The sequence below is a fragment of the Leptospira paudalimensis genome, assembly GCF_026151345.1.
Taxonomy (GTDB): domain Bacteria; phylum Spirochaetota; class Leptospiria; order Leptospirales; family Leptospiraceae; genus Leptospira_A; species Leptospira_A paudalimensis.
In genome coordinates this window covers 2831475-2858095 of record NZ_JAMQPR010000001.1, presented here as the reverse complement: position 1 = coordinate 2858095, position 26621 = coordinate 2831475, and the positions used below count along the sequence as shown (strand labels likewise).

20 protein-coding genes and 1 pseudogene are annotated in these 26621 nt (G+C 38.4%); 11 read left to right on the top strand and 10 right to left on the bottom strand.

What is annotated here, in order from left to right:
* The first annotated feature begins 6 nt into the window (after positions 1-6).
* From ND855_RS13185 to ND855_RS13170, 4 genes are all read left to right on the top strand, one after another.
* Positions 7-2133 carry a toprim domain-containing protein gene (locus tag ND855_RS13185; protein ID WP_265358707.1) on the top strand — a complete coding sequence of 709 codons (2127 nt, stop codon included), beginning with the start codon at positions 7-9 and terminating at the stop codon, positions 2131-2133.
* Positions 2134-2301: 168 nt separating this feature from the next.
* Complete coding sequence (locus ND855_RS13180; protein WP_265358706.1) at positions 2302-4179, top strand: serine hydrolase domain-containing protein; 1878 nt, start codon at positions 2302-2304, stop codon at positions 4177-4179.
* A 125-nt stretch (positions 4180-4304) separates the two neighbouring features.
* Entirely contained in the window at positions 4305-4913 is a 609-nt protein-coding gene (locus ND855_RS13175) for a hypothetical protein (protein ID WP_265358705.1), read from the top strand.
* 845 nt (positions 4914-5758) lie between these two features.
* The gene (locus ND855_RS13170; RefSeq protein WP_265358704.1) at positions 5759-6568 is read left to right on the top strand and encodes an Lp29 family lipoprotein; all 810 of its coding nucleotides are present in this window, start codon (positions 5759-5761) and stop codon (positions 6566-6568) included.
* Between the two features lie 47 nt (positions 6569-6615).
* Here ND855_RS13170 and ND855_RS13165 read toward each other — a convergent pair whose 3' ends face one another.
* Positions 6616-7551 carry a hypothetical protein gene (locus tag ND855_RS13165; RefSeq protein WP_265358703.1) on the bottom strand — a complete coding sequence of 312 codons (936 nt, stop codon included), beginning with the start codon at positions 7549-7551 and terminating at the stop codon, positions 6616-6618.
* A gap of 528 nt (positions 7552-8079) precedes the next feature.
* Between ND855_RS13165 and ND855_RS13160 the strand changes: the two genes are divergently transcribed.
* Entirely contained in the window at positions 8080-10131 is a 2052-nt protein-coding gene (locus ND855_RS13160; RefSeq protein ID WP_265358702.1) for an Lnb N-terminal periplasmic domain-containing protein, read from the top strand.
* Here ND855_RS13160 and ND855_RS13155 read toward each other — a convergent pair.
* The 3 genes from ND855_RS13155 to ND855_RS13145 are packed head-to-tail and all read right to left on the bottom strand — an operon-like array spanning position 10119 to position 12659.
* Entirely contained in the window at positions 10119-11459 is a 1341-nt protein-coding gene (locus tag ND855_RS13155) for a DUF445 family protein (protein ID WP_265358701.1), read from the bottom strand. The two genes, ND855_RS13160 and ND855_RS13155, sit on opposite strands and share 13 nt — an antisense overlap.
* A 1-nt stretch (position 11460) precedes the next feature.
* Positions 11461-12234, bottom strand: coding sequence for an SDR family NAD(P)-dependent oxidoreductase (locus tag ND855_RS13150; protein WP_135639334.1), 774 nt, complete (start codon positions 12232-12234; stop codon positions 11461-11463).
* Entirely contained in the window at positions 12231-12659 is a 429-nt protein-coding gene (locus tag ND855_RS13145; RefSeq protein ID WP_135639333.1) for a GNAT family N-acetyltransferase, read from the bottom strand. Before ND855_RS13145 ends, ND855_RS13150 begins: the two co-directional genes overlap by 4 nt.
* 50 nt (positions 12660-12709) lie before the next feature.
* Between ND855_RS13145 and ND855_RS13140 the strand changes: the two genes are divergently transcribed.
* Positions 12710-13624, top strand: a complete 915-nt coding sequence (locus tag ND855_RS13140; RefSeq protein ID WP_265358700.1) for a tetratricopeptide repeat protein — start codon at positions 12710-12712, stop codon at positions 13622-13624.
* A 200-nt stretch (positions 13625-13824) separates the two neighbouring features.
* A pseudogene (locus ND855_RS13135) lies at positions 13825-14562 on the top strand (DNA-processing protein DprA); the annotation flags it as partial.
* Here ND855_RS13135 and ND855_RS13130 read toward each other — a convergent pair.
* Positions 14552-15586, bottom strand: coding sequence for a calcium/sodium antiporter (locus ND855_RS13130; protein ID WP_135639330.1), 1035 nt, complete (start codon positions 15584-15586; stop codon positions 14552-14554). The pseudogene ND855_RS13135 and the gene ND855_RS13130 overlap by 11 nt on opposite strands.
* On the opposite strand from ND855_RS13130, the gene ND855_RS13125 reads away from it, so the two are divergent.
* Positions 15585-16226 carry a hypothetical protein gene (locus tag ND855_RS13125; RefSeq protein ID WP_135639329.1) on the top strand — a complete coding sequence of 214 codons (642 nt, stop codon included), beginning with the start codon at positions 15585-15587 and terminating at the stop codon, positions 16224-16226. The genes ND855_RS13130 and ND855_RS13125 overlap by 2 nt on opposite strands.
* Before the next feature lie 136 nt (positions 16227-16362).
* On the opposite strand, the gene ND855_RS13120 is transcribed toward ND855_RS13125, so the two are convergent.
* The 3 genes from ND855_RS13120 to ND855_RS13110 are packed head-to-tail and all read right to left on the bottom strand — an operon-like array spanning position 16363 to position 22268.
* Positions 16363-18630, bottom strand: coding sequence for an arginine/lysine/ornithine decarboxylase (locus ND855_RS13120; RefSeq protein WP_135639328.1), 2268 nt, complete (start codon positions 18628-18630; stop codon positions 16363-16365).
* Positions 18631-18678: 48 nt separating this feature from the next.
* Complete coding sequence (locus ND855_RS13115; RefSeq protein WP_265358698.1) at positions 18679-20997, bottom strand: hypothetical protein; 2319 nt, start codon at positions 20995-20997, stop codon at positions 18679-18681.
* Complete coding sequence (locus ND855_RS13110; RefSeq protein WP_265358697.1) at positions 20994-22268, bottom strand: valine--pyruvate transaminase; 1275 nt, start codon at positions 22266-22268, stop codon at positions 20994-20996. The genes ND855_RS13115 and ND855_RS13110 overlap by 4 nt, the downstream gene beginning before the upstream one ends.
* A 133-nt stretch (positions 22269-22401) precedes the next feature.
* Here ND855_RS13110 and ND855_RS13105 point away from each other — a divergent pair, with 133 nt between their 5' ends.
* Both ND855_RS13105 and ND855_RS13100 read left to right on the top strand, forming a co-directional pair.
* Complete coding sequence (locus ND855_RS13105; protein WP_265358696.1) at positions 22402-23496, top strand: DegT/DnrJ/EryC1/StrS family aminotransferase; 1095 nt, start codon at positions 22402-22404, stop codon at positions 23494-23496.
* Positions 23497-23595: 99 nt separating this feature from the next.
* Positions 23596-24669, top strand: coding sequence for a hypothetical protein (locus ND855_RS13100; protein WP_265358695.1), 1074 nt, complete (start codon positions 23596-23598; stop codon positions 24667-24669).
* On the opposite strand, the gene ND855_RS13095 is transcribed toward ND855_RS13100, so the two are convergent.
* Positions 24666-25454 carry an NADase-type glycan-binding domain-containing protein gene (locus ND855_RS13095; RefSeq protein WP_100715611.1) on the bottom strand — a complete coding sequence of 263 codons (789 nt, stop codon included), beginning with the start codon at positions 25452-25454 and terminating at the stop codon, positions 24666-24668. The two genes, ND855_RS13100 and ND855_RS13095, sit on opposite strands and share 4 nt — an antisense overlap.
* Positions 25455-25505: 51 nt before the next feature.
* Between ND855_RS13095 and cutA the strand changes: the two genes are divergently transcribed.
* On the top strand, positions 25506-25829 hold the full coding sequence (cutA, locus tag ND855_RS13090; protein ID WP_265358694.1) for a divalent-cation tolerance protein CutA: 324 nt from the start codon (positions 25506-25508) through the stop codon (positions 25827-25829).
* Here cutA and ND855_RS13085 read toward each other — a convergent pair.
* Positions 25799-26536 carry a glutathione S-transferase N-terminal domain-containing protein gene (locus ND855_RS13085; RefSeq protein ID WP_265358693.1) on the bottom strand — a complete coding sequence of 246 codons (738 nt, stop codon included), beginning with the start codon at positions 26534-26536 and terminating at the stop codon, positions 25799-25801. The genes cutA and ND855_RS13085 overlap by 31 nt on opposite strands.
* Positions 26537-26621 lie beyond the last annotated feature (85 nt).

The window sequence follows — 26621 nt, the reverse complement described above, 5'->3', positions numbered from 1 at the left end:
ATAATTATGGCTCAAAAAACTGAAAAAACCTCAGGAAATTCGCGAAATTTTAAGAAATTATCGAACGTAGAACACGTTCGTATGCGTACAGGAATGTGGCTTGGGCAAAACTCCCTTTCCACATTTGAACAACATTTTTTTACCAAAGATAACTCTGGTAAGTATGATATTGTACACGAAGAACTTTCCGACATCCCAGCCAAACTGAAATGTTTGGATGAAGCATGTATGAACTGCGTGGATGAATACAGAAAGAACTTAAACGACAAATCCATTCCCGAAAAAGATAAGATGAACAAACTCATCATCCAATTGTCAACGGATCGCAAACGTGTGACCATCCAAGACAATGGACGTGGTATCCCTGCCGACAATGCTGAAGGAGTTTACCTCCACTTGATGTATGGGGAAAACTTTGACGACAAAGTGAAAGAAGACCATGTTGCCGGACAAAACGGGGTGGGGATTTCACTTGTAAGAATGGTTTCCTCTTTTTTCCGAGTGAAAACCATTAACGGTGGAAAAGCTTACAAAAAAATGTTTAGCATCCATGATGATGTGAAAAAGGTCATCCGCAGTTTCAAACTTTCCAAAGAAGATACAGAACGTGTTCACTTGTATTATGATGAACATGGAACCTTTGTTGATTGCCCTTTATTATCCGCTGACCAAATCAAACAACTAAAAGCACCTTGTGACAAAACAGGGATGACTGCGGTTGTAGAAGCAGCGAAAAAAGAAGACCACGGAACAACAGTTGAGTTTGAACTCAATCCCGCATACTTCAACAACCTAGATACTTCTTTTAACATCAATTTGGTGAAACAATACCTCCAAGACATTGCGATGTCAAACCCTGGCCTTGAAGTTGTTTTTATCCACAAAACTGGAAAAGAAAAATATAAGTTCAAAAAAGGTTTTGATGAGATCTTTAGTAACTCCGAAATGGTGTACTACAAATTGGATTATGCAGACAAAACTTCTGCCTCACAAATCCATATGGATACCTATGTAGTGGTGGGACAAAATAAAACTCTCACTTGGGTGAACTCTATTTTCTGCCCTCAAGGTGGATCCGCGATTGAATATTTGGAAAACAGACTTTGTGATGAGATTCGTAAAAAATCACAAATTGTCAGTTTAGAAAAAAAACTCAATACACAATGTACAAGAAATGATGTGAGAAGTTGTTTTCACATGTATGTGAACCTTCGGATTCTCAACCCTCGTTTTAAATCCCAAGATAAATCTTATCTCATCAACGATTTGAATGAAGACATTCGAAAGTCCGTGGACAAACACCTCGACAAACTTTTGAAGAAAACTGGCCTCATCGAAGAAATTAAGATGGTAATGGAACGTAGAACCCAGATGAAACAGCTCGAGGATGCGCAGAAAGGCCTCCGTAAGGCGTCTCGGAACAACATCCCTAAGCTTATGCCTCCGACTGGCAAACCAAACGATCCAGGCCGAATTTTGTTTGTGGCAGAAGGGGACTCGGCGATTGCGGGACTACGCCCAGCACGGAATCCAAAATTACATGGTTTGTTCCCACTCAGAGGAAAACCACTCAACTGTAAAGGCATGTCACTAGCCAAAGCATTACAAAACGAAGAGATGAAAAACATCGTCGCCATCGTGGGACTTCCTCTCGACCAAAAGGTAAAATCCATTGATGAATTGAATTATGATAAAATCAGTATCATCACCGATGCCGATTTTGATGGGTATGCGATTCGTTCTTTGATGTTGTCTTTCTTTTATGAGTATTGGCCTGAACTGTTTGATTTAGGTTTTATCAATATTTCCGCAGCACCACTCTATGAGGTGGATGTAAAGTGGAAAGATGGTAAAAAAGAAACTGTTTTCTGTATTGATGACTCCGACTATGATAAGTTAGTTGCAAGAGTCAACAAACAAGGTGCGGAAATCACTCGTAAAAAACGAAACAAGGGTCTTGGGGAAACAGGAAAAGAAGCCATGAAGTATGCTGTAGATCATTGTATGACAACTATTACAATTGGTAATAAAAAATCTGCTAAGACCACACAAGACTTATGGTTCCATAAAGATTATGCAGAAAAACGCCGTGAAGCAATTTCTGAATACTCAATGAGTGTGATCCAAGACTAAGGGTAAGGTTCGATTTTTTAGAATATTCCCAACAAACACGGGCCATGTTGTGAAGGACAAATTGTAGTTCTTTCCATTTGGCATAGCGATCACTCCCCATTCCATAGGTTTGGGGAGTTTTGTTTTTTATAAGCTTGTTCCAATCTCCTTTCATTTTTTCCTTGGGGTATGAAATCGAAGAAAGAAAAAAAGATTCATTCCGTTCAAACGAAAGAAAACCAATCTCAAGAAAAAACTCCTTCTTTTCCCTCTCAAATCCAAAATCCAATTCATGATTTATACTTTCCGTTCCGTATTCTCTTTGTGTTTCTTTTTTTCCTTCTTCTCCAATGCCAATCCAATGGGGATTCGAAAACAATTTCGTATTTCCAAAACAAAGAAAAAACAAAAGCCGATATCCAATCAAAATGGGAAACACTGGCTCCCTCAGGGATCAAATCACTTACGTATATGGTAATGATGGGAGATGGAGAGGTCTACCAATCTCAGATCGGGGCAAGTTCCGATTCCAAAATCGAACGATTTAAAATAGGGAGCATCACAAAACTTTTTACAGGAATTGCCATCTTACAATTACAAGAATCCGGTAAACTGAAGTTAGATGACCCTGCTTCTAAGTTTTTACCTGAATTGAATTTCGTGAAACCGAAAAAAGAAGGGTATCGTGAGATCACCATTCGTGATTTACTCACCCACCAATCTGGTTTACCTTCTGATTTGGCGAATGGTTTTTTCCTTTCTCCCGATTCAAAAGAAGATGAGATTTATCGTTCCTTTCGTTCATTACCAAAAACACTTGCAGGACTGGAACGAAACGAACCTGGAAAAATCCATTCCTATTCCAATTTAAGTTTTGGGTTACTGGGAAATATCATTGAACGGGTGTCAGGTGAATCAATCGAATCTTACTTTCGTGCCCATCTATTCGAAAAAGCGGGAATGAAACATACAACCCTAATGGAAAATTTAGATGGATCAGAACTCATTACGGGTTATTCTGGTATTTTTTGGAAATCGAAGACCGTTCGGCCTGTCATCCGAGATTTGACAGCAGGATCCATTTCCACAACGGCAAACGATATGGGTCTTTTTATGAAGGCTTTTTTCCGAAGTAAGGAAAATAAAGGTCTCTTAACTTCTGTTAGCTTTGATGAGTTTCACAAAACACAAATTGGTCCTGTTGCCAATTTTGAAATGAAACTGGGATTACCTGTGATGAAAACAAGTTACCAAGCAGATGGAAAAACGATTTGGTTTTATGGGCATTCTGGTTCTCTCCCACCTTTTTTTGCCGACTTAGTCTATGATCCTAATACGGAAATTGTTTCCTTTGTCGCTGGGAACACCCTGGGTTTACAAACAGGGAAACTAAAAAGTACCAATACACAAGTGATGCAAGTGTTATGGGAAGAAAAAATGGGCATACAACCAGAACCAAGCCCCCCACCCATGTTAGGCAATAAAGGAGCTCTTCCAGAGGAAGAAGGAATTTATATTTCTCCCATGGGGATCCACGAATACAAAAAAGGGAATCCGCCAACTCTCAGTTTGATGGGATTTGATGTAGGACTCATTGAAAAGGAAAATCGTTACGGAATCGACTTACGGGTATTATTCGGACTTATCAAAATTAACGATCCTAGTATCAATGAGATACGTGTTGAATTTGAATCTTGGGAGGGAAATTCTATTTTTACCTTATATTCCAAGGATCTTCCCAAAGGTGTCGCAGGAATCGGAGTTAAATTTAAACCAGACTACCGTTATCCGGATTCAAATTTTTTTGGGACCTTCGTCACAAAAGAACCATATGCCATCATTCCCAAACTCAAATTAGAAAAGGACAAACGAGGATTCCCTCTCTTAACCATATACTATTCATTAGGTGGAATGGAAAATACAGTCCAAGTTCCTTGCCAATGGGAAGGTGACAACACTCTTCGGATCTTAGGGTATGGGCGTAATTTGGGTGAGAGGCTTACCTTGGAGAGTAAAGAAGGAAAACCGTTTATCCAATACTCAGGTGGGGAATACCAAAAGGATTAAGGCATGGAAACAATGGGAAATCGATTGTAGAGAAAATGGTAGAATCTGTATTTCTAAATTGACTTTTGAAACATGAAAATACCAATTTACTGAATCTCGTTAGTTCTGAGATCAAAAGGTACACAATGAAAATTCTCAAAATATTACCACTCTTGGCTCTTGTTATTTCCTTGAGTCAATGTATCACCTATCTTAAAAAAGATGTCCCCGCTTTTAATCCTGCAAAGATTGAGAAAAAAATCTCGAATATTGACTTTGTTTTAGATTTTAATCAATACAATGCCTTCGGTGAAAAATTCCCTGTAAGTGAAGAGACCCATAAGGCAAACAAACGGGCATTTACAGAAATCATATCTGGATGTAAATGTATTGAAAAATTTAATCTCTATGTTGTTGGATTGGATGATGTAAGTAAATTAAACAGTAAAAATCAAGTCAAGATAGAAGTAACAACGAGAGCTAAGCCGAATGCCTCGCTCTTTCTATCTTCGACATTGTTTGTTGTCACTTTGGGATTAGTTCCTTTTTTTGGTGAAATCAATGGGAAAACAGAATTTGTAGCATATAACCAAGGCAAAGAAATCAAAAGGTATACTTACGAAAATGATGTAGTTGAAGTGAGACAATTATTTTTGTTATTTGTAATGCCATTTCGACAAAAGAGCTATATAACCAACCAAAATGTGCCAGACAATTTTGTGAACGATATATACCGCGATAAACTATATCAGTAAATTTTCCTACACTGGACTTTGAAGTGAGTCACTTCAAAGTCCAATCCAGTATAAAATCACTATCACTATCGATATTTTCTTATTTGATATCTCCTATGTACACAGGTAAGGTTGTACTTTTGTCACATTCTTTATTTTGTATTTCTGAATAGAAACATGCAAACAAGTTCGCATTGATATGAGTTTCGTTTGGTTGGCACAGTCATTCGCAATTTATTTTGGATCCTTTGAAACACAAGGAAACAATGGAAGTTCCATTTGTTCTTCAACGTTTTTTACATTAGAATCTGGACATTTAGCGGGTGATATTATACATAAGATTTTAGGCTTAGGGCGAAATATTAACAAGAAGCTGAAATATGGTAATAAAATGGGAATACAAAACCTAGTCTCTTGGTATGGTAAATGTAATGGATTAGAATCCGCAGCCGAATTGATTGGCAAATCCACAAATATAAGTACATTGCATGTAAAGGTCGGAACATCTTGATGGTCTGCTACCTCCTGAAGATTGGCACGATTTATAGTAATCTAATTGAGTAATAGTACAAAGACTTTTTAAATCCTTTTCTTTTTGATCTTCTTTGGAAATATCAGGCAATTTACATAATTGCATAAAAAAACATAGGAAAACAATCGAAAGTATTATTGGAGTTTTTTTGTGCAACTTTCTCGATTTTAAATTTTTACAATTACATTGAACAGTTGTCATATGATCTGGTTAATTTTGAATAGAATATATATAGAATGTATTTTTTGAAAGAAATTTTTCAGCAGACTTCAAAATATTGAGAAGTTTGTTGATTTTTCATTTCGATTTAAGATTCTTTACAAATTAGAATTTTATGATTTCAACTTTTAGAATCAATCTCCTCTTCATTACCTCCGTTTTCCTTCTTTTTTTCAATTGTAGTCGTTATGTTTACGAATCAAGTTATACGATTCGTACAAACGATGTAAAAACAGTAGATGATCATTGGAACGAGTTAGTTTCCAAAAAAACGAATCCAAAAATATTACTCTTTGGATTTCATACGTATAAAATATCCAAATCTGAATCTACTATACTCAAAAATGCTCAGTTTGCAGAAGTTGATTATAATACTGGTACTTACAAATTTTTTAAACATGGGCAATACATTGATACACAAAAAACAAATCAAACAATACCTGTAAAAGACTTAGATCTAAAAAGATTTGTGATTGAATACTTGTCAAAAACGGAAGCCACCGGGAAAGTAGAATTAGAAAAAATATTGGTTCCAGCAAAAGGTAAAAAAGATAAATTTTTAATCAAAAAATTTGATTCTGATTATATCGTCATGGCCATCCACTTACCCTACTACCACGAAAGAACGAAAGCTGGAATTAATGCGGTGACTGGATTTTTTGGAATTGTAACACTTGGGTTGATTCCTATCTATGAAGTTTCTAAAGCTGAAACATTCTATATTGTATTTGATAAAAACTTAAAGTACCAAAATAGTTTTTATTATAATCGACCTTACACAATCATCTCAGCATTGTGGATGATTCCTAATGAAGGATTTCAAACCTTCTTTAATCAGGCAGAAGTTCCTCCTGAAAATGCATATAAAATTCACGTAGAAGAGTTTGAGAGAGAACTGCTTTATCAACTAACGTTGAAAAAATGACAGTTAGCTGAGTTATTCTTCAGCTAACTGTAAAGTAGTAATTTAACTTACTTCTTTTTTTGAGCAGGAGTTTCTTGTGCTCCTGTGCTACCAATATTCAATTTTGGATATTCTTTTTTATACATAGCAAGATCTTCTTCTTCTAAACTTCCAACGTTTTTAGAAAAAGTGCGGATAAGACCTGTTTGTCTTGACGTGTATTGAAGTCTTCTTGTTGTCGCAAAGTCATCATTCATTGGGTCATAAAGGATAATACCAGCTAGAAAATCATATATTTCAAGTGGATGATATTCAGCTTCCGCTCCAATATAGATAAAGCCAAAGTGACCTCCCAATCCCCAATAATCTCGGTAAGATTGGTAAATTGCTTCAGAAGGTTTGTGGAACCAAAGAGCGTCTGCATTGTAAGCTAGTCCGCCGGTTCCTACTTTCGCACCAAATACTCCTGCTGCAACAATGGGTCCAACTCCAAGTTCTGTATTCGCTTCTGATTTTAGACCAATCATTTTCTTTTGACCACCACCAATTGCAATTGTTGCACCAGTATATAACTCTGCTTGAACTGCTCTTGTTACGTGTGCTCCTACTCCAATTTGTGGGCCCAAGTGAACCCAAACTTCGAATTGGTCAATAAAGTCGAATATTCTGTCTGGAATGTACCAAAGTACTTTTTCTGTAGTTGTAGGCTGAACTTTTGCTCGGATTGCTTTGTTATAACCCAACATAACAGTTGGAGTCACTGATTCGATTTGTTCTGCAGTCGCTCCACTTTTAATCTCTGCAATGATAGGATCATCAGGATGTAAAACATCAATAACACTAATTACGCGGATGGCTTCTTCAGTTTTTCCATTTGCCTTTAGTTCTTTAGCTTCCTTTGCGATGGCTACTGCTGATTCGTTAATTTCTTTGATTGTCGGTGATGCACAATTTGCAATCAAAAAAGAGAAAACGAATGCGAGTATAGCGATTTTTCTATTCATAATTATCTCCTGGACGTCGAGTTCACCTTTTCTATCAAAATGTATCAAACAAAATTTTTAGATTGGCAAAAGATTTTGAACATGATTCTTTTCAGAAAAATTTGGAATGGCTATATTTTACTTGCGTTAGCAGGAGATTCTCTTTCTAAACTAGCAAAAGTTTGGCTCATTTTGTCGACTTACTTTCTCTTCCCTTTTCGCAAATTTGTTTTATCGCATATTTTTAAGGTCGTATATGACGGATCTTGTATTTAGAGAATCGTTCAACTCCCAGGTTGACTCGGAATCCAAAACTTCCATCCTTTTTTAGAATCAAAATACGAAATATAAACTTTTGCTAGGCTAGAATTTTGTCACGATAAACTGGACAAAATCTTGAGATTCTGTCTTAAAGTAATTTCTATTTTTGAGCTCTCTGTCATTTTGAATTTGGACTTTGAAATTAGGATTTCCATTTTTCTAAGGGAACGGATGGAAGTAAAAAGCATTTTTTCATTTTGAGAGGCGGGAGAATTCTGGCTTGTGCGAATGCAAAAAACGAAAATAGTGTGGGTTCTTGTCTATACACTCTATTTTAGTTTTCCGCCATTTTCCCTCTTCGGAGAACCCAATTCCCTGATTCTCCTGGATGCTGAAAAAACCAAAGAATGGGGTGCGTTTCTTCCCAAACGAGAAGTCGATCAAAATTTACTACAATCCATTTTGGATGAAATCAGTGTTAGGCGGTTTGATTTGGATCCCAAGTGGCTTCGACTCGTCCATTATGAATCAAAGGGAAAAGATAATTACCAGAGTAAAATCGTAAATTCTCGCTTTTTTTTATCTTCCGAGGGTAGAACCAATCCAAAAAGTGAATTGGAAGCAACCATTCGTAGTTTTTTTGTGGAGGAACCCATTCCAGAAGGTCTCATCCATCCTGTTTGTTCGTATCCAACGAGGCATCAGTTCATTAAACAAAAGTTTGGTGTGAATTTTTTAAAACGAAGTGGAATTCGTTGTGACCGGTACGAAGTTTGGAAAGCATCAATCCATGCCGATTCGGTTTCCATTGTATTTGCTTCTTATTATCTAATGTCACCTGCTTCTGTTTTTGGGCATACAATGCTCAAGTTCAACCAGAAGTCAAATGAAGTGAATGGATCCGAAATTTTAGATTATGCGGTGAATGTTTCGGCCGATACTCCCAATCTAGATCCCATTCGATATACCTATCATGGATTGTTTGGTGGATTCAAAGCTAAGTTTTCATTGTTCCCATATTATCTAAAAGTGAATGAATACAATGACCTCGAAAGTCGCGATTTATGGGAATACCGATTGTCGTTAAACAAAGATGAGTTGGAACTCCTTGTTTCTCATTTATGGGAATTGTCTCGGGCAGAATTTGATTATTATTTTCTGAATGCTAACTGTGGGACATTCCTTGTCGAATGGTTGGATGTCGTAAAACCAGAACTCAATCTAAAATCAAAATTAGGTGGTGTTGTGAGTCCTGTTGATACCATTAAATTGTATACCCGAACAGAAGGTCTGGTAGTGGAAACAAAATACAGACCATCGTTGTATTCCGAGATCTCATTCCTTATTGGACAAATGGAACCGGAAGAAAAAAAAGCCTTCTATCATTTATTAGACACATCTAAAAATGAATCCTTTGATTTACACATTTTAGAAAACCAAGACAAAGGAATCCGCCATTCACTCATACTCGATGCTTTTTTGTTGGCCTCTCGTTACCAAAGTTTCCAATCTCCAAAACCAAATGAGATCCAAAAATCCAATGAACAAAAAACATTGGAGTTTCGTTCTAGGTTTCCAAGTCCAACAGAACCATGGAACGAAAGAGTGATTCCGTCTCCACCTGAATTGGCACATCCCAAATCAAGGATTGTGACTGGTGGTGGTTCCTCCAATTTGGGACCATTTTTGGAATGGAAATACCGATTTGCTTACCATGATTTACTCAATGTGAGTCAGGGTTCCCCACCAAACGGAGAGTTGGTGTTTTTTGATGGAAGTGTTCGTCAGTATGAAGGGAAAAAAACAGAACTTACATCCTTTACGTTGGTTCGATTGGTTTCGTTAAGCCCTTACAATCCTATCTCAAAACATTGGTCTTATTTATTCGACTTTGGAATGCAAACCACTCTTTTCAAAAGTAAACAGAATCAATGGTGGGAAAGTTTGAATGGAAAAACGGAAACAGAATGGGAACGTAAACAAGTTGCCAATTTAGATCTTGCCGCAGGTTGGACATTTGCTGATGAATTTTCGAAAACCAAAGATCGGTTAGGTAAGATTTCCTTTTTATTGGGTTTCAAATCTCAATTCCATCCGAGATGGGAACAAGGGGGAAGGTTTGGACCCAATGTCCAAACCCTTTACCAAAAAGAGTGGGGGAATTGGAAGGTGTTAGGTGGATTTTTTATCCAACACTATTGGAACCAAACCATCAAAAACCAAATTGGATCGACTGTTACTTTGCGATACTTATGGTCACAAGAATCAGAATTCCGAGTGGAAATGAAAAGGGAACCAAACTACCAAGAAGTATCTGGTTCCTTTCATTATTTATTTTGAGCTGGTTCTTCAAATTTTTTTTGGTTTCTGTAATGAGCCAAATACGTGATGAGAACTAAAGCCCCCACAGGTACGGCAAAATAGATATGAACTTGGATGAGCCCAGCAATCATTCCCAAAATTCCACCTAAGAATTGTATTACGACCAAATTCCCACCAGTATTGTCCAAAATCATTTTTTCCAAATCATCAGTATCAAGTGCCATCACTCTTTCTTCAACAAGTGCTGTTACATTGATATTATGGACAAATTTTTCAATATTGGTTTTGAGATACGCTTTTCCTTCTTCACTATTCATAAATTCGAGAAGGCGTTTTTTCACCCAATCCACTGCACGGAAAAAGTTTTTTTCGATCTCTTCCCAGTTGTTGGGATCATCCAAATAAGATTGTAAACGTTCAATGCCCGATGGCAATAGGTTTTGTCTGGCGTAATCACCACTGGCTTCCAACCAATTGGATATTTTGCCTGTGATGAATTCTTGTGTTTCCTTGGAATTGAGTCTTTCTTGTAAACCAGCCATCATATCATCCATCATTTTCATGAACTGATCGGATGTTTCGGGGTCTTTGACAAAACGTTCTAACAGTTCGCGGATTGCATCCTCGTTGAACGAAAATATTTTTTTCACACCAATTCCGATTTTTCCCAATGTACTTCGTGTTTTTAAATATTCTTCGAGACCTTCGTTTAAAAGGTTCGCGAGTTTAGGCATCTCTTCTAATAGAATGACTCGGAGTTGTTTCCCTAATTCTTCACGATTGGTTTCTTCTGTTAGGTAATAGGTTAGGCGGTTTCTTGTGTATTCCCAAAGTTTTTGTACTTCTTCAGGACGTTCCGCCATTTTTTTCATGGTTTCTTCTGAAAAATCAAAGATCACTTCTAAAATTTCAGGACCACGTTCCTTTAACATGGAAATGATTTTGGTAACAAGTAAGGTGCGGATTTCATCGTTATGGATGGCTTCGTCAATTTCTTTGACAATTTTTTGGATTCCAGTTTCGACTAAATTCCTTTCATAGATATAAGCAATGATGATGTCGGGATGGAGTAAATTACTTTGGATACTCTCTCCTAAAGACTTTGCAATTTTAGATTTGTTTTTGGGGACAAGCCCAGACCAACCAAGCACCTTACCATGTTTTGGTTGGAATAACATTTTGATCGCAAGGAAGTTGGTGTAATAACCAACCATTCCCGCCATGAGCACAACAAAGATTGCATTGATCCAAATATTCCCTTCGTAGTAAATTTGAAACCCACCACAAATAACGGAAAATAATACGAGGAGTCTTCGATACCAAGTATCTAACTTAGCAACATCCATCTTATTCCTCTTCTAATTTTAAATATCTACCACTGAGTTTCCGTAAAAAACCTCGAGGGATAAGTTCTGAAACGGTGATCGCACCTTGGTTAAAACTTCCCGTGATACAAACTGCTTGGTTGTATTTGAGTGCACTTAACGACTCTTCGACGACCTCATCTGCATTTTGCCACATAAATGAAGGGTATTTGGACTTACTGATTCCTGCACGTTGGTGGAAATCAGAATGAGTGAGTCCAGGGCAAAGTGCTTGTACATGAATTCCGTAGTTTTTGGCTTCTTCATGAATGGATTCAGTGAAAGATTTAACAAACGCTTTTGTTGCCGCATAAATAGCACTGCCAGGTGCTGGCAAATAACCAGCGATAGATGCCACATTGATTAAATAACCTTTTTTATTCTTTTTGAATCGGTTCAGTGCTGTGTGTGAAAGGTGAACAAGAGTTTTTACATTCAAACTCACTTCATCTAATTCTTTGTCAAGAGGAAGGGCCGCAAACTCACCAACAGTTCCAAATCCTGCATTATTCACTAATAGTTCGGCATCTTTATCTTTTTCAATGATACTTGATAGTTCTTCCACATCTTTCTTTTTGGTAAGGTCTAAGACGAAATACTTCAACATTCCTCTCGACTTAGGTTCCAATTCGAGGATGACTTTTTTTAAGTCCGCTTCCGTCCGAGAAATTAAAAAAACATTATAATCTTTGCCGAGTGCTCTAACAAATTCTTTTCCGATACCTTGCGATGCGCCTGTAACATATGCATTTTTCATTCGATGGGATTCCTCTTCATTAGAACGGCAGTTGATCCGTCCGGATAGTATTTTTTACGTCTCTCAAGTTCATTAAAACCAACAGACAAATAGAGTTTGATTGCTGGTTCGTTTGATTCTTTCACTTCTAAAAAAAATTCCTTTTTTGGGAATTCTTTAAATAAGTGTTCTAACAATTGTTTTGCTAGGCCTAACTTTCTAAAGTTGGGTAATGTAGCGATTCGGAAAATTTCAATTTCCCAAGGTGTCTCACAAACTAACGCATAACATTGTATATTTTGGTCACCTATGCCAAATGCGACATGGAATTCCAAATGAGTTTGGATCATCTTATCTGTCCATTCTTCACCTGGAAAACATAGTTTTTCCCAAGTAAGGATCTCTGGCAAATGGACTTCACCCAACCTCTGAAAACTAAGAGACATAATCACATTTTTTTCTTTTCATCCAAAAGAAAGAAACTAAAATCGAACCGATGGGCACAAAAAACAACTGGTTTTCAATGGTTTTCACACTCAAGTGGGGAGTTGTTTTGGGTTCGCTCCTCTTTTTGACCCATTGTGATTACTTAAAATCCCTTACAGAATCCCGCTACCGCAAACGAATCGGTGGAGAACCCACAGAAAAAGACATCGTCAATTGGAAAGAGAAATTGGCATTGGAAGAAGCAGAAATTGAAGAAATGGACAAACGGATTCGAAAATTGGTCCAAAAGTCCAACCAATCGGCTGCACTCTCATGGAAAATTGCCCGCGCTTATATGCGTGCAGGTTCTGCAGATGTGGGTGTGCGTTATTACGAAGAAGCCGTCACAGAATCCATTCCCAATGCAAAACAAGGTGGATTTGAAATCCATTCTTACGAATCCGCTTTACCTTTTTTTGAAAAGGCCATCCAGTCGGGAAAATTAGACAAACAATTGTTATATGAGACAGCTGTTGCTTATGCAAATGCATCTAAAGATATGGGATGGGAACCTACTCGAAGGAGCCGTGCCATAAGTTTATTCAAACAATTGGCAAAATTAGACAAAGACGATACTCGCTTCCCATTTCAATTGGCACTGATCTATTTTGATTCTTCCTTGAAAGATGAAAGTTGGAATGGAAAACTAGCAAATGGTTATGATGAATTGGATTCCGCATTTTCATTGTTAGACCAAATATTGCGAAAAGAACCTTATAATGTACCCACTCGTTTTGCGAAGGCCAATTTTTTATACCAAATTGGAAAGTCTTCTCTAGCTTATGATGAATACCTTCGTATCAAATCCATTTTAGAAGAAATGAAGGGGAAAGGAAGTATCCGAGAACCTTTGGAAGAAAACTCTTCTTACCAAAATGTTTTGAAGAATTTAACTGCACTTGGGGCCCAAAACAAATCTAACTGACCTAATCCCATGTGGTACTTTCCATTTTGGGTCATCCGAAAGTTCTTTCTTTCCTACGCAAAACAAAGATTTGGCGTAATTATGATCAATTTTTACCTTTATACCAATCTTTGCCCATGTTCTTCAAAGAAGAAGATTGGAAATTTTGGTTATCTGAATGTATGGTTTGAGAACAAAACAAAGACCCTCGTTGGAACTTAGTATCCTATTTTGATTCCAATTATCCAAAACTTCTCAAAGAAATTTATGATCCCCCACTTGTGATTGTGGGAATGGGTGAACTAACTTTATTGCAGAAAGACCTTGTTGCCATTGTGGGCACTCGTAAATCTTCGCCTGTTTCTTTATCAGCAACAAAAGCACTTGTGGGTTCATTCTCTGAAAAAGAAAACATCGCCATCGTTTCTGGTATGGCGCTCGGGATTGACAGACAGGCTTTTGTCACTGCAATTGAATTAGGAATCCCTGTTGTTGGAGTTCTCGGCACCACACTTGGAATCGAATACCCACCAGGGAATCGTGACCTTTACAAACAGATTAAAAATGACCCCAAACAATTGTTAATCTCTGAATTCATACTGCATACAGAACCTGCCAAGTGGACATTTCCTAAACGAAATCGTGTGATTTCTGGTCTTTGCCAAAAGGTTTTTATCATGGAGTCAGGTAAAAAATCGGGAACCATTTCCACGGCGATGAGTGCCATGGAACAAAACAGAGAAATTTTTGTTTTTGATCACCCAAAACAATTTGATAACGAAGGGGGGAAGATGTTGTTACGGCAAGGTGCGAGTAACTTGTGTGGTGGGAGTCAAATTGTAAAAACGGAAACGGTAAAACGAAACATTTATACTTACGAAGAGTGGCAAAAACTAAAAAACACCTCCTTCCTCCAGAAAAAGGAAGAAGAGGTGTTGGATTTTCAATTTAACCTTTAAAGATAAAGCCAGCGATTGTTGCGATTACATAGATCACTAGCAAAAATACACCAAACGGACGTTTGATTTTATCTTTGGAGAATACAATTCCCAAACGGAATAAAACGAGAACAATGAGCATGGAAGGAAAATAAAAACTGAAAAAACTTACGGGTGCTTCGAGTCCATTTTTTGTGACAGCAGCAGCTGCGCCCGATACAAAGAGAACGTTTAAAATATCGGCACCTATGATATTACCCACAGCAAGTTCAGAGTGTCCACGCCTTGAGGCTTGGATGGCAGTGACAAGTTCAGGCAAACTAGTTCCAAAGGCGACAAGAGTTGCCCCAATGATGGATTCAGGAATTGATAATCGAATTGCTGTTTCTTGTACAGAAGGGATGAGCACTTTCGAGGATAAAATGACAAGAGTGATGGCAGTGACCAGTTTGATCAAAACAATCCAAAAAGGAGATTCGTCATATTCGGTTGTGTCATCGAGTCCTGCTTCAACTTCTCCAGGTTTGGATCTTGACCAACGAATGCTTAAGTAAACATAAACACCTAATAAAATTAAAAAGACAATCCCTGTCCCTTGGTCAATTCGTCCACCTGTTTTGAAAACGGAAGTCAGGTTTGACCATGGTAAGGCAGCAAACACGAGTAAAAATCCACTGAGAACTTGGATCCAACCCTGGCGGTTGACAAGGCGTTTGTCGATGTCAGGTGGGGAGATGAGAATCGCAATCCCGAGGATGAGTCCTGTATCACAGATAATCGATCCCACAGCATTTCCTAGGGCAATTCCAGGATTCCCTTCGAGGGCAGCGAGGACAGAAACAGAAACTTCAGGGAGAGTGGTTCCTAAGCTGACAATCGTTGCACCAATGATCATCTTTGGGACACCCCATCTTGTAGAGAGGGAAACGGCTTCGTCTACCAAAACATCAGCAGCTTTCCCAAGTACAAGGATAGAGCCAATGATGACAAGTATGAGGAATGGTAAGGGTAGGGTTTGAAAAGTTGCAGTCAGAAATGCATCCATGGATAAAGGTCAGAATATGGACTACTTACTTCGACTGCGACTCTTTCTTTGGCTCGGGACCCTCGGTTTTTTTTCTCCGGCCTTCGGAGAACCACGAATGCCAAAAGAACCCAGTTTACCTTCGTTACCGAACGAAGAAACGAAAGAACCAAGAAATGCCCGTGGTGAAAAAGAGTCGGGTGAAGCAAAGGTTTTAAACTTAACCCTTTGTGATGGAAGAACGGTTCGAGGGGAATCAACTAGCGGGAGTCAGTCGATATTTTTTGAACACACAAAAGATGGGATTTTATACAAAAAGAAATTAACAATCGCAGAACTTGATTCGATTAAAATTGATTCCTGGGAACTCAAATCAAAACGAGAAGAAAAAAAAGGAACCACTTACGAAGTGTTGCCCAAAAAGATCCGCATCCGTACAAAAAACGGGGAAACATTTTATAAAGAAACGGGAGTTTCGGATTTAAAACTTTTGAACATCGAAATCAAAAACAATAATGGAGAAACGACACTCTTTACCTATTGGGTGGATTTAAAATTCCCCGATGGCAAATGGTATTCTGGTCTTCCATCCGCAAAAGGGGACCAAACTTTTAGGGAAGATTGTTTGAAAGATGTTGTACGAATGATTGAATGGGAATAACTATCAAAAAAATCCAATCGAATCATTTTGAAGAAATATTGTGAATCGAAGGTAAAACTATCGAAGTTTGATCCTCGTGCAGAATGCACTGCACGAGAGATTTTTTTATAGATTTTGTTTCCTTGGTTTTATCGACTTAAGATTCGATCACACAGTCAACGAAGTATGTCAAAATTCCTGATTCTGATTTTTCTTCAACAAGGCCATGGATGTCTGTTTCGAACCCAGGGAATTTTGTATTAAACTCACGAGCAAATTGTAAGTAACGAATGATCGTTGAGTTAAATTTTTCTCCTGGGATGAGGAGTGGAATCCCTGGTGGGTACGGTGTGAGTAACACTGAAGTGATCCTTCCTTCCAATTCATCAATCGGAACTCGTTCGATGTCGCGGTGGGCCATTTTTGCAAATGCTTCTGATGGTTTCATCGCTGGGATCATCGGACTCAAATACATCTCTGTTGTTAGGTGAGAGATGTTATTGGCTCTGTATACTTCGTGCATGGATTGGCATAGGTCACGTAACCCAATCCGATCGTATTTTGGATGTGCTGCCGTAAATTTTGGCATCACTCTCCACAATGGTTGGTTGGTATCATAATCATCTTTGAACTGTTGTAATTCGGTGACCATTGTATTCCAACGGCCTTTTGTGATACCGATTGTAAACATAATAAAAAAACTATAAAGGCCTGTTTTTTCGACGATGATCCCGTGTTCGGCGAGGTACTTGGTGAGAATGAGAGCAGGGATTCCCCAATCAGCAAATTCACCTTCTACACTCATACCTGGTGTGATGACAGTTGCTTTGATCGGATCGAGCATATTAAATCCTTCTGCAATATCACCAAACCCATGCCAACGGTCATTTGCCTTGAGGATCCATTCGTCTCGTTCGCCTGCACCTTCTTCGGCAAGGGCTTCAGGTCCCCAAACGCTAAACCACCAATCTTCTTCTAGTTCCAAATCCACTTTGCGCATTGCACGTCTGAAGTCTAACGCCTCTTCGATGGATTCTTCCACAAGTGCATTTCCGCCGGGAGATTCCATCATCGCCGCGGCAACGTCGCAGGATGCAATGATCGCATACTGTGGACTTGTACTTGTATGCATTAAAAATGCTTCATTGAATAAATTTCGATCTAAGGTTTCCTTTTCACTGTTTTGGACAAGGATCTGGCTTGCTTGTGAGAGTCCCGCGAGCAATTTATGAGTGGATTGTGTTGCAAAGATCATACTTTCTTTCGGACGTGGTCTGTCAGATCCTATGGCATGCATCCCTGTATAAAAACGATGGAACGCAGCATGAGGTAACCATGCTTCATCAAAATGAAGAGTTGAAATTTTACCGTCTAACTCAGACTTGATGTCTTCTACGTTATACAGAATTCCATCATAAGTACTTTGTGTGATGGTTAAAATTCTTGGGTTCCCTTTTACATGTTTTGCAAACGGGTGTTCAGCGATCTTCTTTTTGATGTTTTCCCAAGTGAATTCGGATTTGGGAATAGGGCCAATGATACCAAAATGGTTTCTTGTTGGCATCAGGAAAACTGGGATGGCACCTGTCATGGTGATCGCATGTAAAATACTTTTGTGGCAGTTACGGTCAACAATCACAACGTCACCAGGAGCAACGGTACTATGCCAAACAATTTTATTGGAAGTGGATGTTCCGTTTGTTACAAAATACAAACTATCACATTGGAAAATCCGTGCAGCATTTCGTTCACTGGCAGAAATGGGACCCGTGTGATCCAAAAGTTGTCCGAGTTCATCTACCGCATTACATACGTCAGCTCGTAACATGTTCTCACCAAAAAACTGATGGAACATTTGACCCACTGGGCTTTTTAAAAAAGCAACACCACCTGAGTGACCAGGGCAGTGCCAACTATAACTTCCATCATGTGCATATTGAGTGAGTGCTCGGAAAAACGGAGGAGGTAAACTATCTAAATACGATTTTACTTCTCTGTGGATAGCCCTTGCCATAAACTCAGGTGTGTCTTCAAACATATGAATGAAGCCGTGGAGTTCTTTTAAGATGCTGTTTGGAATATGGCGGCTTGTTCTTGTTTCTCCGTATAAAAAGAGAGGGATATCTGCGTTTCTATGACGCACTTGGGTCACAAAGTCTTTGAGTTGGCGAAGAGCGTCTGGCACCTCACCTTCTGTCTCAGGTGTGAACTCTTCATCATCAATGGAGAGAATGAATCCACAAGCCCGGCTTTGTTGTTGTACAAAACTCGTGAGATCTCCATAACTGGTCACACCCAAAACTTCGATTCCTTCGCCTTCTAAGGCCTTTGCAATAGCTCGAATGCCAAGACCACTGGCATTTTCGGAACGAAAATCTTCATCAATGATGATGATAGGAAATTGTACGATACCGTTTTGATACATCAACTCCATAGGAGGTATGTCCCACAGAGAATCAAATGATTTTAGTTTCTAAACTCGTTTTTTCGGAAGGTATTTGTAATACTCCATCTCAACTGTATTGATGAGATAGGTGTAGTATTTGACTAATTTTTTATCGAACTTCTTTTTGTTCATCTCTTCGCGGTAAAAATCTGCCAATTGGGTTCGGAAAAGCGCAGATTTCATATCATTTCGATTGATGAGAATTGTGTTCGGAAGGTCACGCACGGCTACATCATCGGGTATGACAATTGTCGACACAGATTGTAAAACCGCATATTCAACGGTGGAAGCAACTTTATCCTCATCTTTTTCTTTGGCGAGAGTCATGTTGTTTCGTTTGATATTGTCCAAATTTTCGTAGATGCGGGAACGTAAGGATTTTGGATCTAACACTTTGTCGGTGATTTTATTAAATCGTTTTGGAAACACAAAATTGTCAGCAGCTTTGTAAATGTGAGAAAGTTTTTCTTCTTTTTTGTTTGTCTCTTGTTCTTCTTCATAACTCGTTGAGGAACCGGAAGAATAACTTGGTTTTCCCCAGTCACCCACACCTGAAAACTTCCCTGAATTTTTAATGTCTTCTCGGATTTCTTCTGTTGTTTTTTCTCTAAAATAAATTGCTGCTAAAAATCCAAGAACCACAGAAAAAGGGACACCAAAAAAGATTGGCATCGCTGAACGTAAGTAATACGCTCCTGTGATAAAAATCATCGTACTCACAACGAAGGTTAAAATCCCTGGAATGACATTAAAACGTGAGCGGATTTCATTGGACCTTTCTTTTTCCAATTCCTCCACTTCCATATTTTTGACATCTGCATTGAGTTTTGCAATTAACTCGGGTTTGAGTTTGCTATTGAGTCCTGGGTGTTTGGGATTGGAAAGTTTATGATTGATGATTTTTGCATAACCCAATTGTTTTTTGTATTCTGGGTTAGTTCTTCCTTCGAATGCTAGTTTGTGGATGACTGCTGCCATATACCCATGATCAACAACATAATAAACGGCCCGACCATCTGGAGTTTTTTCTTCATAGTAAGAATGTTCGGAAAATACATCGTCTTTTAATCGTTTGATGTATTCAGACACCTTGGCGGGATCTGTGATCCCGGCATTGGCAACTTCCTCTTCGAAGTTAATTCGTAGTAGTGTATTATGATTTTTTGTATGTTCCGGAATTTTGCTGATGACTGCATTTTTGACAGTACCGTATATACTATCATCTTTTCTGGTTAAAACAGATCCTTTTTCTTCAGCGAGTCGTTTTAATATTTTAATGCTGAGATCGATGGTTTCTTTGATGGAAAGTGCTCTGTTGTTTTTTTCTGCAGGGACAGGAAAGTTTTCGATGATGGATAAAAACTTTTTTACTTCTTCTTCTGGGTTCATCTTTGCTTCTAAAGAAGAAAACTTTGGAACAGAAGTGTATTCATTAAATTGTGATAAGAACGATTCGTATTTTGCATCCTTTGCAAGTTTTGTGAGTTGTTCCTTTGCAAAATGTTCCAATCCATTTAAGTGTGCGAGGATTTGGTTTACTACTTCTGGTAATCGTTTGAAACTTCCATCTGGTAAAATATTCAGTTCATCAATGACAATATGATAATCCGTTAAGATAGGAAGTGCCAAATTTTGTTCTCTCGCAAAGAGGGTGAAGTCTTGTAAAAAATCTGGCATCGGGATGTAAGGTAAGTTCCCAAAACCTTTGCGAACCAGGGAAGAAATTTCTGCTTCCAGAGAACCTAACTTGGGATAAAGCCAAGTATTCCCATCTTTGTTTTTTTGTAAAAGCAGTGAACCTGGGTTGTCTTCGTCCCAGTTCCTTCCTTTTTTGGCTCTGTTTTCTAATAGAACTTTGATGAGTTCTTGTGAGAATCGAAAACAAGCTTGCCTGTATGGTTGGGTGTCCGTCTTGTTCTCGTTTTGTGGTGCAATGAGGGCAATTTTGGAAGAGATTTTACTTCCCGTACGAATGAGATATGGGTATGCATAAGCGGCCCTGTTTTGGCCACGGTGGTCTATGTCTAAAATTTGACGGAGTGCATGGTGGATGGCGTTTTCCGATCTACCTTGTGCACCTAGGTTTGTATACTTTCCAAGTGCCTCAGGAAGTTTGTCCACTGTCATGAGATAAGATGCGTGTTTTTCTTTACTCCCGTGTTTTTCTACACGTTTGTGCCAGTCTTTCAATTCATCTAAGATACAACGTGCTGTGGGAGTTAGGCTACCAACAGAATCAGACAAAAAAATATAAGATTGAGCAGATGGTCTCTCAGAAGAACTCTCCTCTTTGGATGAGGGATTTTCTAAGACTGTGTCTGATAAATCGATACTATCTTCACTCATTTGGATTTCGCCTGGTGAGAGACCACAATTTCTGCAAGGATTCGGGCTCCCCTGGCTAATTCTTCTTCCTTACGGCAATATGTCAAACGTATGCATTCTTTCTTATGCGAAAAATCAGTGTTTAATCCAGGAAAGAAATAATGTCCTGAAACAATGAAGAGCCGTTTATCTTTACAAAGGTGATACAATTCATGATTGGATATGGAGAGTGATGGAAATCGAATCCAGAGGAAAAAACCTCCCATTGGTTCATGGATTTCATACTCAACTCCCATTTTTTCAAATGCCTCTGTGAACAAGTTGAGTGCAAGTTTAGCTTTTGCTTCATAAAACGGACGTAAGATGTTTTCAGATAACTTGGGTAATACATTTTCTTGGAAAAGGATCTGCATCATAAACACTCCCAAATTTCCAACCGCAAGGTTTGAGACAGCGGCGAATGAGGAGAGGGTATCAATTGTCTCTACATCTGAGACTACGATTCCAAATCTGACTCCAGGTAATCCGATTTTGGAAAAACTAAGGGATAAGGTTCGTCCTTCTTTGTATTGGATCGCTGGTTCCCTTCCGATTAAATTTGGAAATGGATTTCCATAAGCAAGGTCGATGAGGATGGGAATGTTTTGTTTTGTGGTACTTTTTTCCATCCACTCCAAATGTTCCAGAGAAAGGACATTTCCAGTTGGATTGGTTGGCCTGGAAATTGCTAAAACACCTACATCGGTTAAATCAAAAGTAGATTGGTTTAACTCATAACGAAAACGGTTTTTCCCAGTCACTACTACGTTTGGTGGTTTTGCTAAAAAAACATTATCTGCAATGGATTGGTCCGCATAACCAATGTATTCTGGAACAACCGGCAAAAGTATTTTTTTAAAACTCCCATCTGCCATAGGACCTGAATGGAGGTTTAGAAGGAAGGAATAGGCATTTTGGCTTCCATTAAAAAATGCAATGTTCTCTTTTTTGAATTTTGATTGGAGGAGGGGAGACAAATAGTCAGCAGCCAATTCACGAAAGGAGTCATTTCCAATCGGTGCTTGGTAATCTCCCAGTAGAGAGCGAAGGATGGGGTCTCTTGCCAATTTGCTAAACGTTTCTTCAAAAATCGCCTCGGCTTCTCTGATATGAGCGGGGTTACCTCCACCCAGTAGGATTTCATTTGGGTGGCCAGTGGCCTTGCCTAAGTCTTCCATAAGTGATCGAATCCCTTGGTTCTTTCGCAGTCGATCGGCCCATAAAGAGTAAATTTGGTCCATGGTTTCGGTCATATTTTGGGAACTTTGTCTACTCAGAACCAATTTTCCTTGGATTTTCTAAAATTATGTTCGCATTTCGAAAAATGAAGTGACATAATTCGTAAATCGAGTATTTAAGTGACATAATAAAGAGGAGTGCTGTTGGATGAGCACCGAAACAATACAAAGACCGATTCGAAAAGAAAAAAACATCGAATTCTTCAAACCTACCCTTTCGAGAGAAGATCTGAAAGGTGTTTTAGAATGTCTCGTGGAAGAACATCTTTCCACTGGTGAAATTGTAGAACGTTTTGAAAAAACATTTTGCCATACATTCAAAATCAAATACGCCATTTCCTCCAATTCCTTAACTTCTGCTTATCATCTCGCTTTACTTGGGTTAGGTGTAAAAGCGGGTGATTCTGTTTTGTTATCAAGTTATGCACCAATTTCTGCTTTGGATGCGATTTTTTTAATCCAAGCAAAACCGGTGATTTTGGATTTAAAACGAAATTCATTTCACCCATGCCCAGAAGAATTTTTACGCAAAAAAAATGAATCGGGTGCAAAGTTTGCTTTGTTCGATCATAGTTTTGGTTCCCTTATCCGAATCACTGATTATTCCATCGAAGGGTTGGAAGTGATTGAAGACTTCACCGAAGCGATTGGTGCAACTTCCGAAACCATCACTGTTGGAAAACAAACCAAAATCGCAATCTGCGGACTCAGTGCTGAGAATATCATCACAACAGGTAATGGTGCGATGATCATTACAGCAGAGAGTCAATTAGCGAATGTTGTGAAATCTTATAAGTCTGGATCATCCGCCAAACGTAACTTTGGTGAACCAAAATATGATTATAATTTGGTGGATTACCAAGCTGCACTTGGAATCGAACAATTGTCAAAACTTGGTGTGATTTTAGAACGTAAGAAAAAAATTGCTTCCGCGTACTTGCAAGCTGTACAGAACTCAAGACTCGAAACTTTTTTCCAAAATCCAAACGAAGATACATTCCAAAGGTTTCCAATTGTTGTCTCTGGCCAAAATTATGAAGAAATCCAAAGATACTTCAAATCAATTCATATTGGAACTCAAAGGACAGTAGAAGAACCGCTTCACCGTGTATTGGAAGAGAACCACTTAGAATACCCAAATGCTGAAAGGTTATTCCAAAGAGGGCATTGTATCCCGATTTATCCTAACCTAACAAAAGATAATGTGCAAAGGATTGCAACCGCCATCCGACGTATCTATTGATTGGTGCCAAAGTTATATTACTTAGACTCATTATTTGAGTATAAACTCCATTCACCTCCTCTCAATTTAGATTCCTCGCTTAAGAGGAGGAATCGTTGTTTGGAGAAACTATTTTTCCCCATCTCAAACGAAGAGGACTATATCCTTGTTGAAGAACTTCCTTCTGATGAATTGTATTCACATTGGAAAGAAAAAGGATTCACTCCAGGTGTGCCAACGCAAGTTGGGTCTTTGTTACAAGAAGTAACACTTGTCGAATGGGGTAGGCGTCATGTTTGGGAAGATGGTGAACTTGTAGTTGATCCGATTCAATTGGAAATGGTTAGGTATCTAAATTCTAAGGTCACCCAACTTGACTTTCGCAAAAACCACTCCCCACTTCCTGCCAAATTGATTTCATCCGAAGAACATCTGTTTGCCGATTTGGAAGAGGCAAAATTACCTGTGGTTTTAAAAAGCGAATTTGGACTTGCAGGTCGCAATCATATCATTTTCAAAACACAATCTGATTCCTGGAAACTCTCTCAAGTCAATAAACGTTTATTTGGTTATCCGATCGTATGTGAAGAGTGGGTGGGAGAGTCTCGTTTTTTTGATTTTTCCACACTTTGGGATGTGAAAGAGAGTGAGTTCTTTTATCTAACAGCCACAAACATGTGGATAGATCCTGATGGTGGTTTCAGAGGGATTCGTATTGGTGGCAATCCTAGTGGATATGAATCCTTGTTCCTTCCGAAAGTATATGATCTAATCAAAGACTTGAAGAATCTCATCCCTAGTGAATATACAGGGCCTTGTGCAATTGATGGTTTTTTGTATAGAGATGATGGACTTACTGTTGTGCAACCTGTCTCAGAATTTAATTTTCGTTATTCGATAGGGCGCATTTTATGGGAAGTTCGCAAAAAAAGAAATGTGAAATCGGAAACAGTCAGTGGACTACTCATCTTACCTTATCCGAAACAAGGAAAACTTAAAGAATGGGAATTACTGAAGAAATTAGAAACTGATCTAAATTGTGATTTGGTTCTACTCACACCTGTTCGAGATTTAACTGGAAAAGCTTACCAAAATGCTGTCTTGTATTTTGAAACCACAGCAGATAAAGAATCTACTGTGGTTGAATCCATTTGGTCTACATGGACCGAAGGAAGTTTGGGAGATTCTGTTTAAACTTCATCTCTGTTGAGAACAAATTCATGTTTACCATTGATTTCAATTACTGGGTCAGTGGCATTCCCTCTACGTTTGATTTCCAAAATATCAGTATTGGTTAGAGGTAAAGTTGCTTCTAGGCTAACAATGACTTTGTCACCTTTTTCTGTCCAAGTACATAACATTTTTGCAGTTTCATATCCCATTTCACAAGTTCCATCATTATGAAGTTGGATTCTTGCTATGTTGGATTTCGTTTTCCATTTTCCAATTGCCCATGTATTCTTAGGTGGCACTAATGCTGATCCAGCTTGTTCTGAATCAAACATCACTTCTGCAATGGCTGTGTTTTCTGCGTTGGTTCCTTTGTATACTTCTTGGATCGTTAAGGAAATTTCTTTGGCTCGAATCTCGTTTTTGAATTCTACCACTTGTCTTGAGAGTGAATCTTTTAAGGTGACCACTTCTTCGATTCCACTTTCCGTCGTAACTTTTAATTTTTTGATTCGGTTGTTGGCAGCCCATAGTTTCGGATCACCAAACCCATTATAAATGGAAAGTGATCTGAAATTGATTGGAGTTTTGTATTTGAATTGGAGGGATTCACCTAATCCCTCTCCTTCTGCTCCTTCTACCCAACTTGTTTTTAGTTTTCCATCCATGGCAAAGACCGGGATGTACTTTTTGGTTTTGGGTTGGAGTTGGCTTGTGGATGTGATAACAGGTGGATTTAATGATTCGGAAAATAGTGGGAGACAAATGCTTAGGATGAGTAATGTGGATTTGAAATTGCGAAGATTCATAAAGCAAAATCATAAGCATTGGATAGAAAGGGCAAGTAGGAAATATTATTTATGGAAATTGAAATTGAATATGTAACAGTTTATACCACTTTTCCCTCTAAAGTGGAAGCAAAAGAGACGGCAAAGATTCTTGTAACTGAAAAACTAGCAGCATGCGCAAATCTCATTGATCAAATGGAATCGATTTATGTCTGGAATGAACAACTAGAGGAATCAACAGAAGTAGTCTGTTTATTGAAAACAACTATGGAAAAATCAGAACCACTGATGCAGAGGATAAGAGAATTACATTCTTATGAAACACCCTGCATTGTTGGTTGGCCGATTCTAAAAGGGAATCCAAATTATTTGGACTGGATCCGAAAGTCTTTGTAAAATTCCTTAATCTTATCAAACAAAAAATCATATCCAAGGTCTTTTTTCCACTGTATGTACGCATCTGGCATTGTAACTGAAGTAAACCATGGATAAGCAGGGGATTCTTTCGGCTCCACGAGCATTCCCATTAAACTAGCAATTGTTAAGTCAACTCTGCCAAATGATTTTCCATTAAAAAACTTTTTTGTTTTATAAACTCCGATGAGTTCTTTCGCACATTCATCTAAGGCAAGTTTTACGGCATCAATATTTTTAGGAGTAATTTTATATCTGCGTTTCAGTGATAATGCAATCAATTCAAAATGTTCGGGTGGTGGGACAGTATCAGAAAGTTGTGCTGGTTTGAGTAAAAAAAGTTTCCCAACAATTTCTGGATAATCTAGGATAAAATGGTATAAGAGAGTCTGAAGGCTTTTTCCAATTTTTGTATCGATTGATTCTTCCATCTGTTTTTCTTCTTCAGATGATTTGGAGCCAAAGGCTTTTTCTTCGACTAGATCTAAAATATGTCCCGAACCTTGGACAATACCAGAATCAGTTTCTAAAACGGGAACATACAAATCATTCACAAGTGGTTTTAAGGTTTGGATGTGTTGTCCAGGAACTAATGGGTTTAACAAATAGGGATAGTTTGCTAAGTCGAGACCCCATCTTGCTTTTTCGGAGAAGTGAGAGATCGGAAACGTATAAAGCTTTGCACTCATCTGTCGACTTTCATAAAAAATAATTCTTTATGCAACTATGTTTTTAACTCGGAAAATAGATTGTCGAAACTGTTCTTTTCTATAA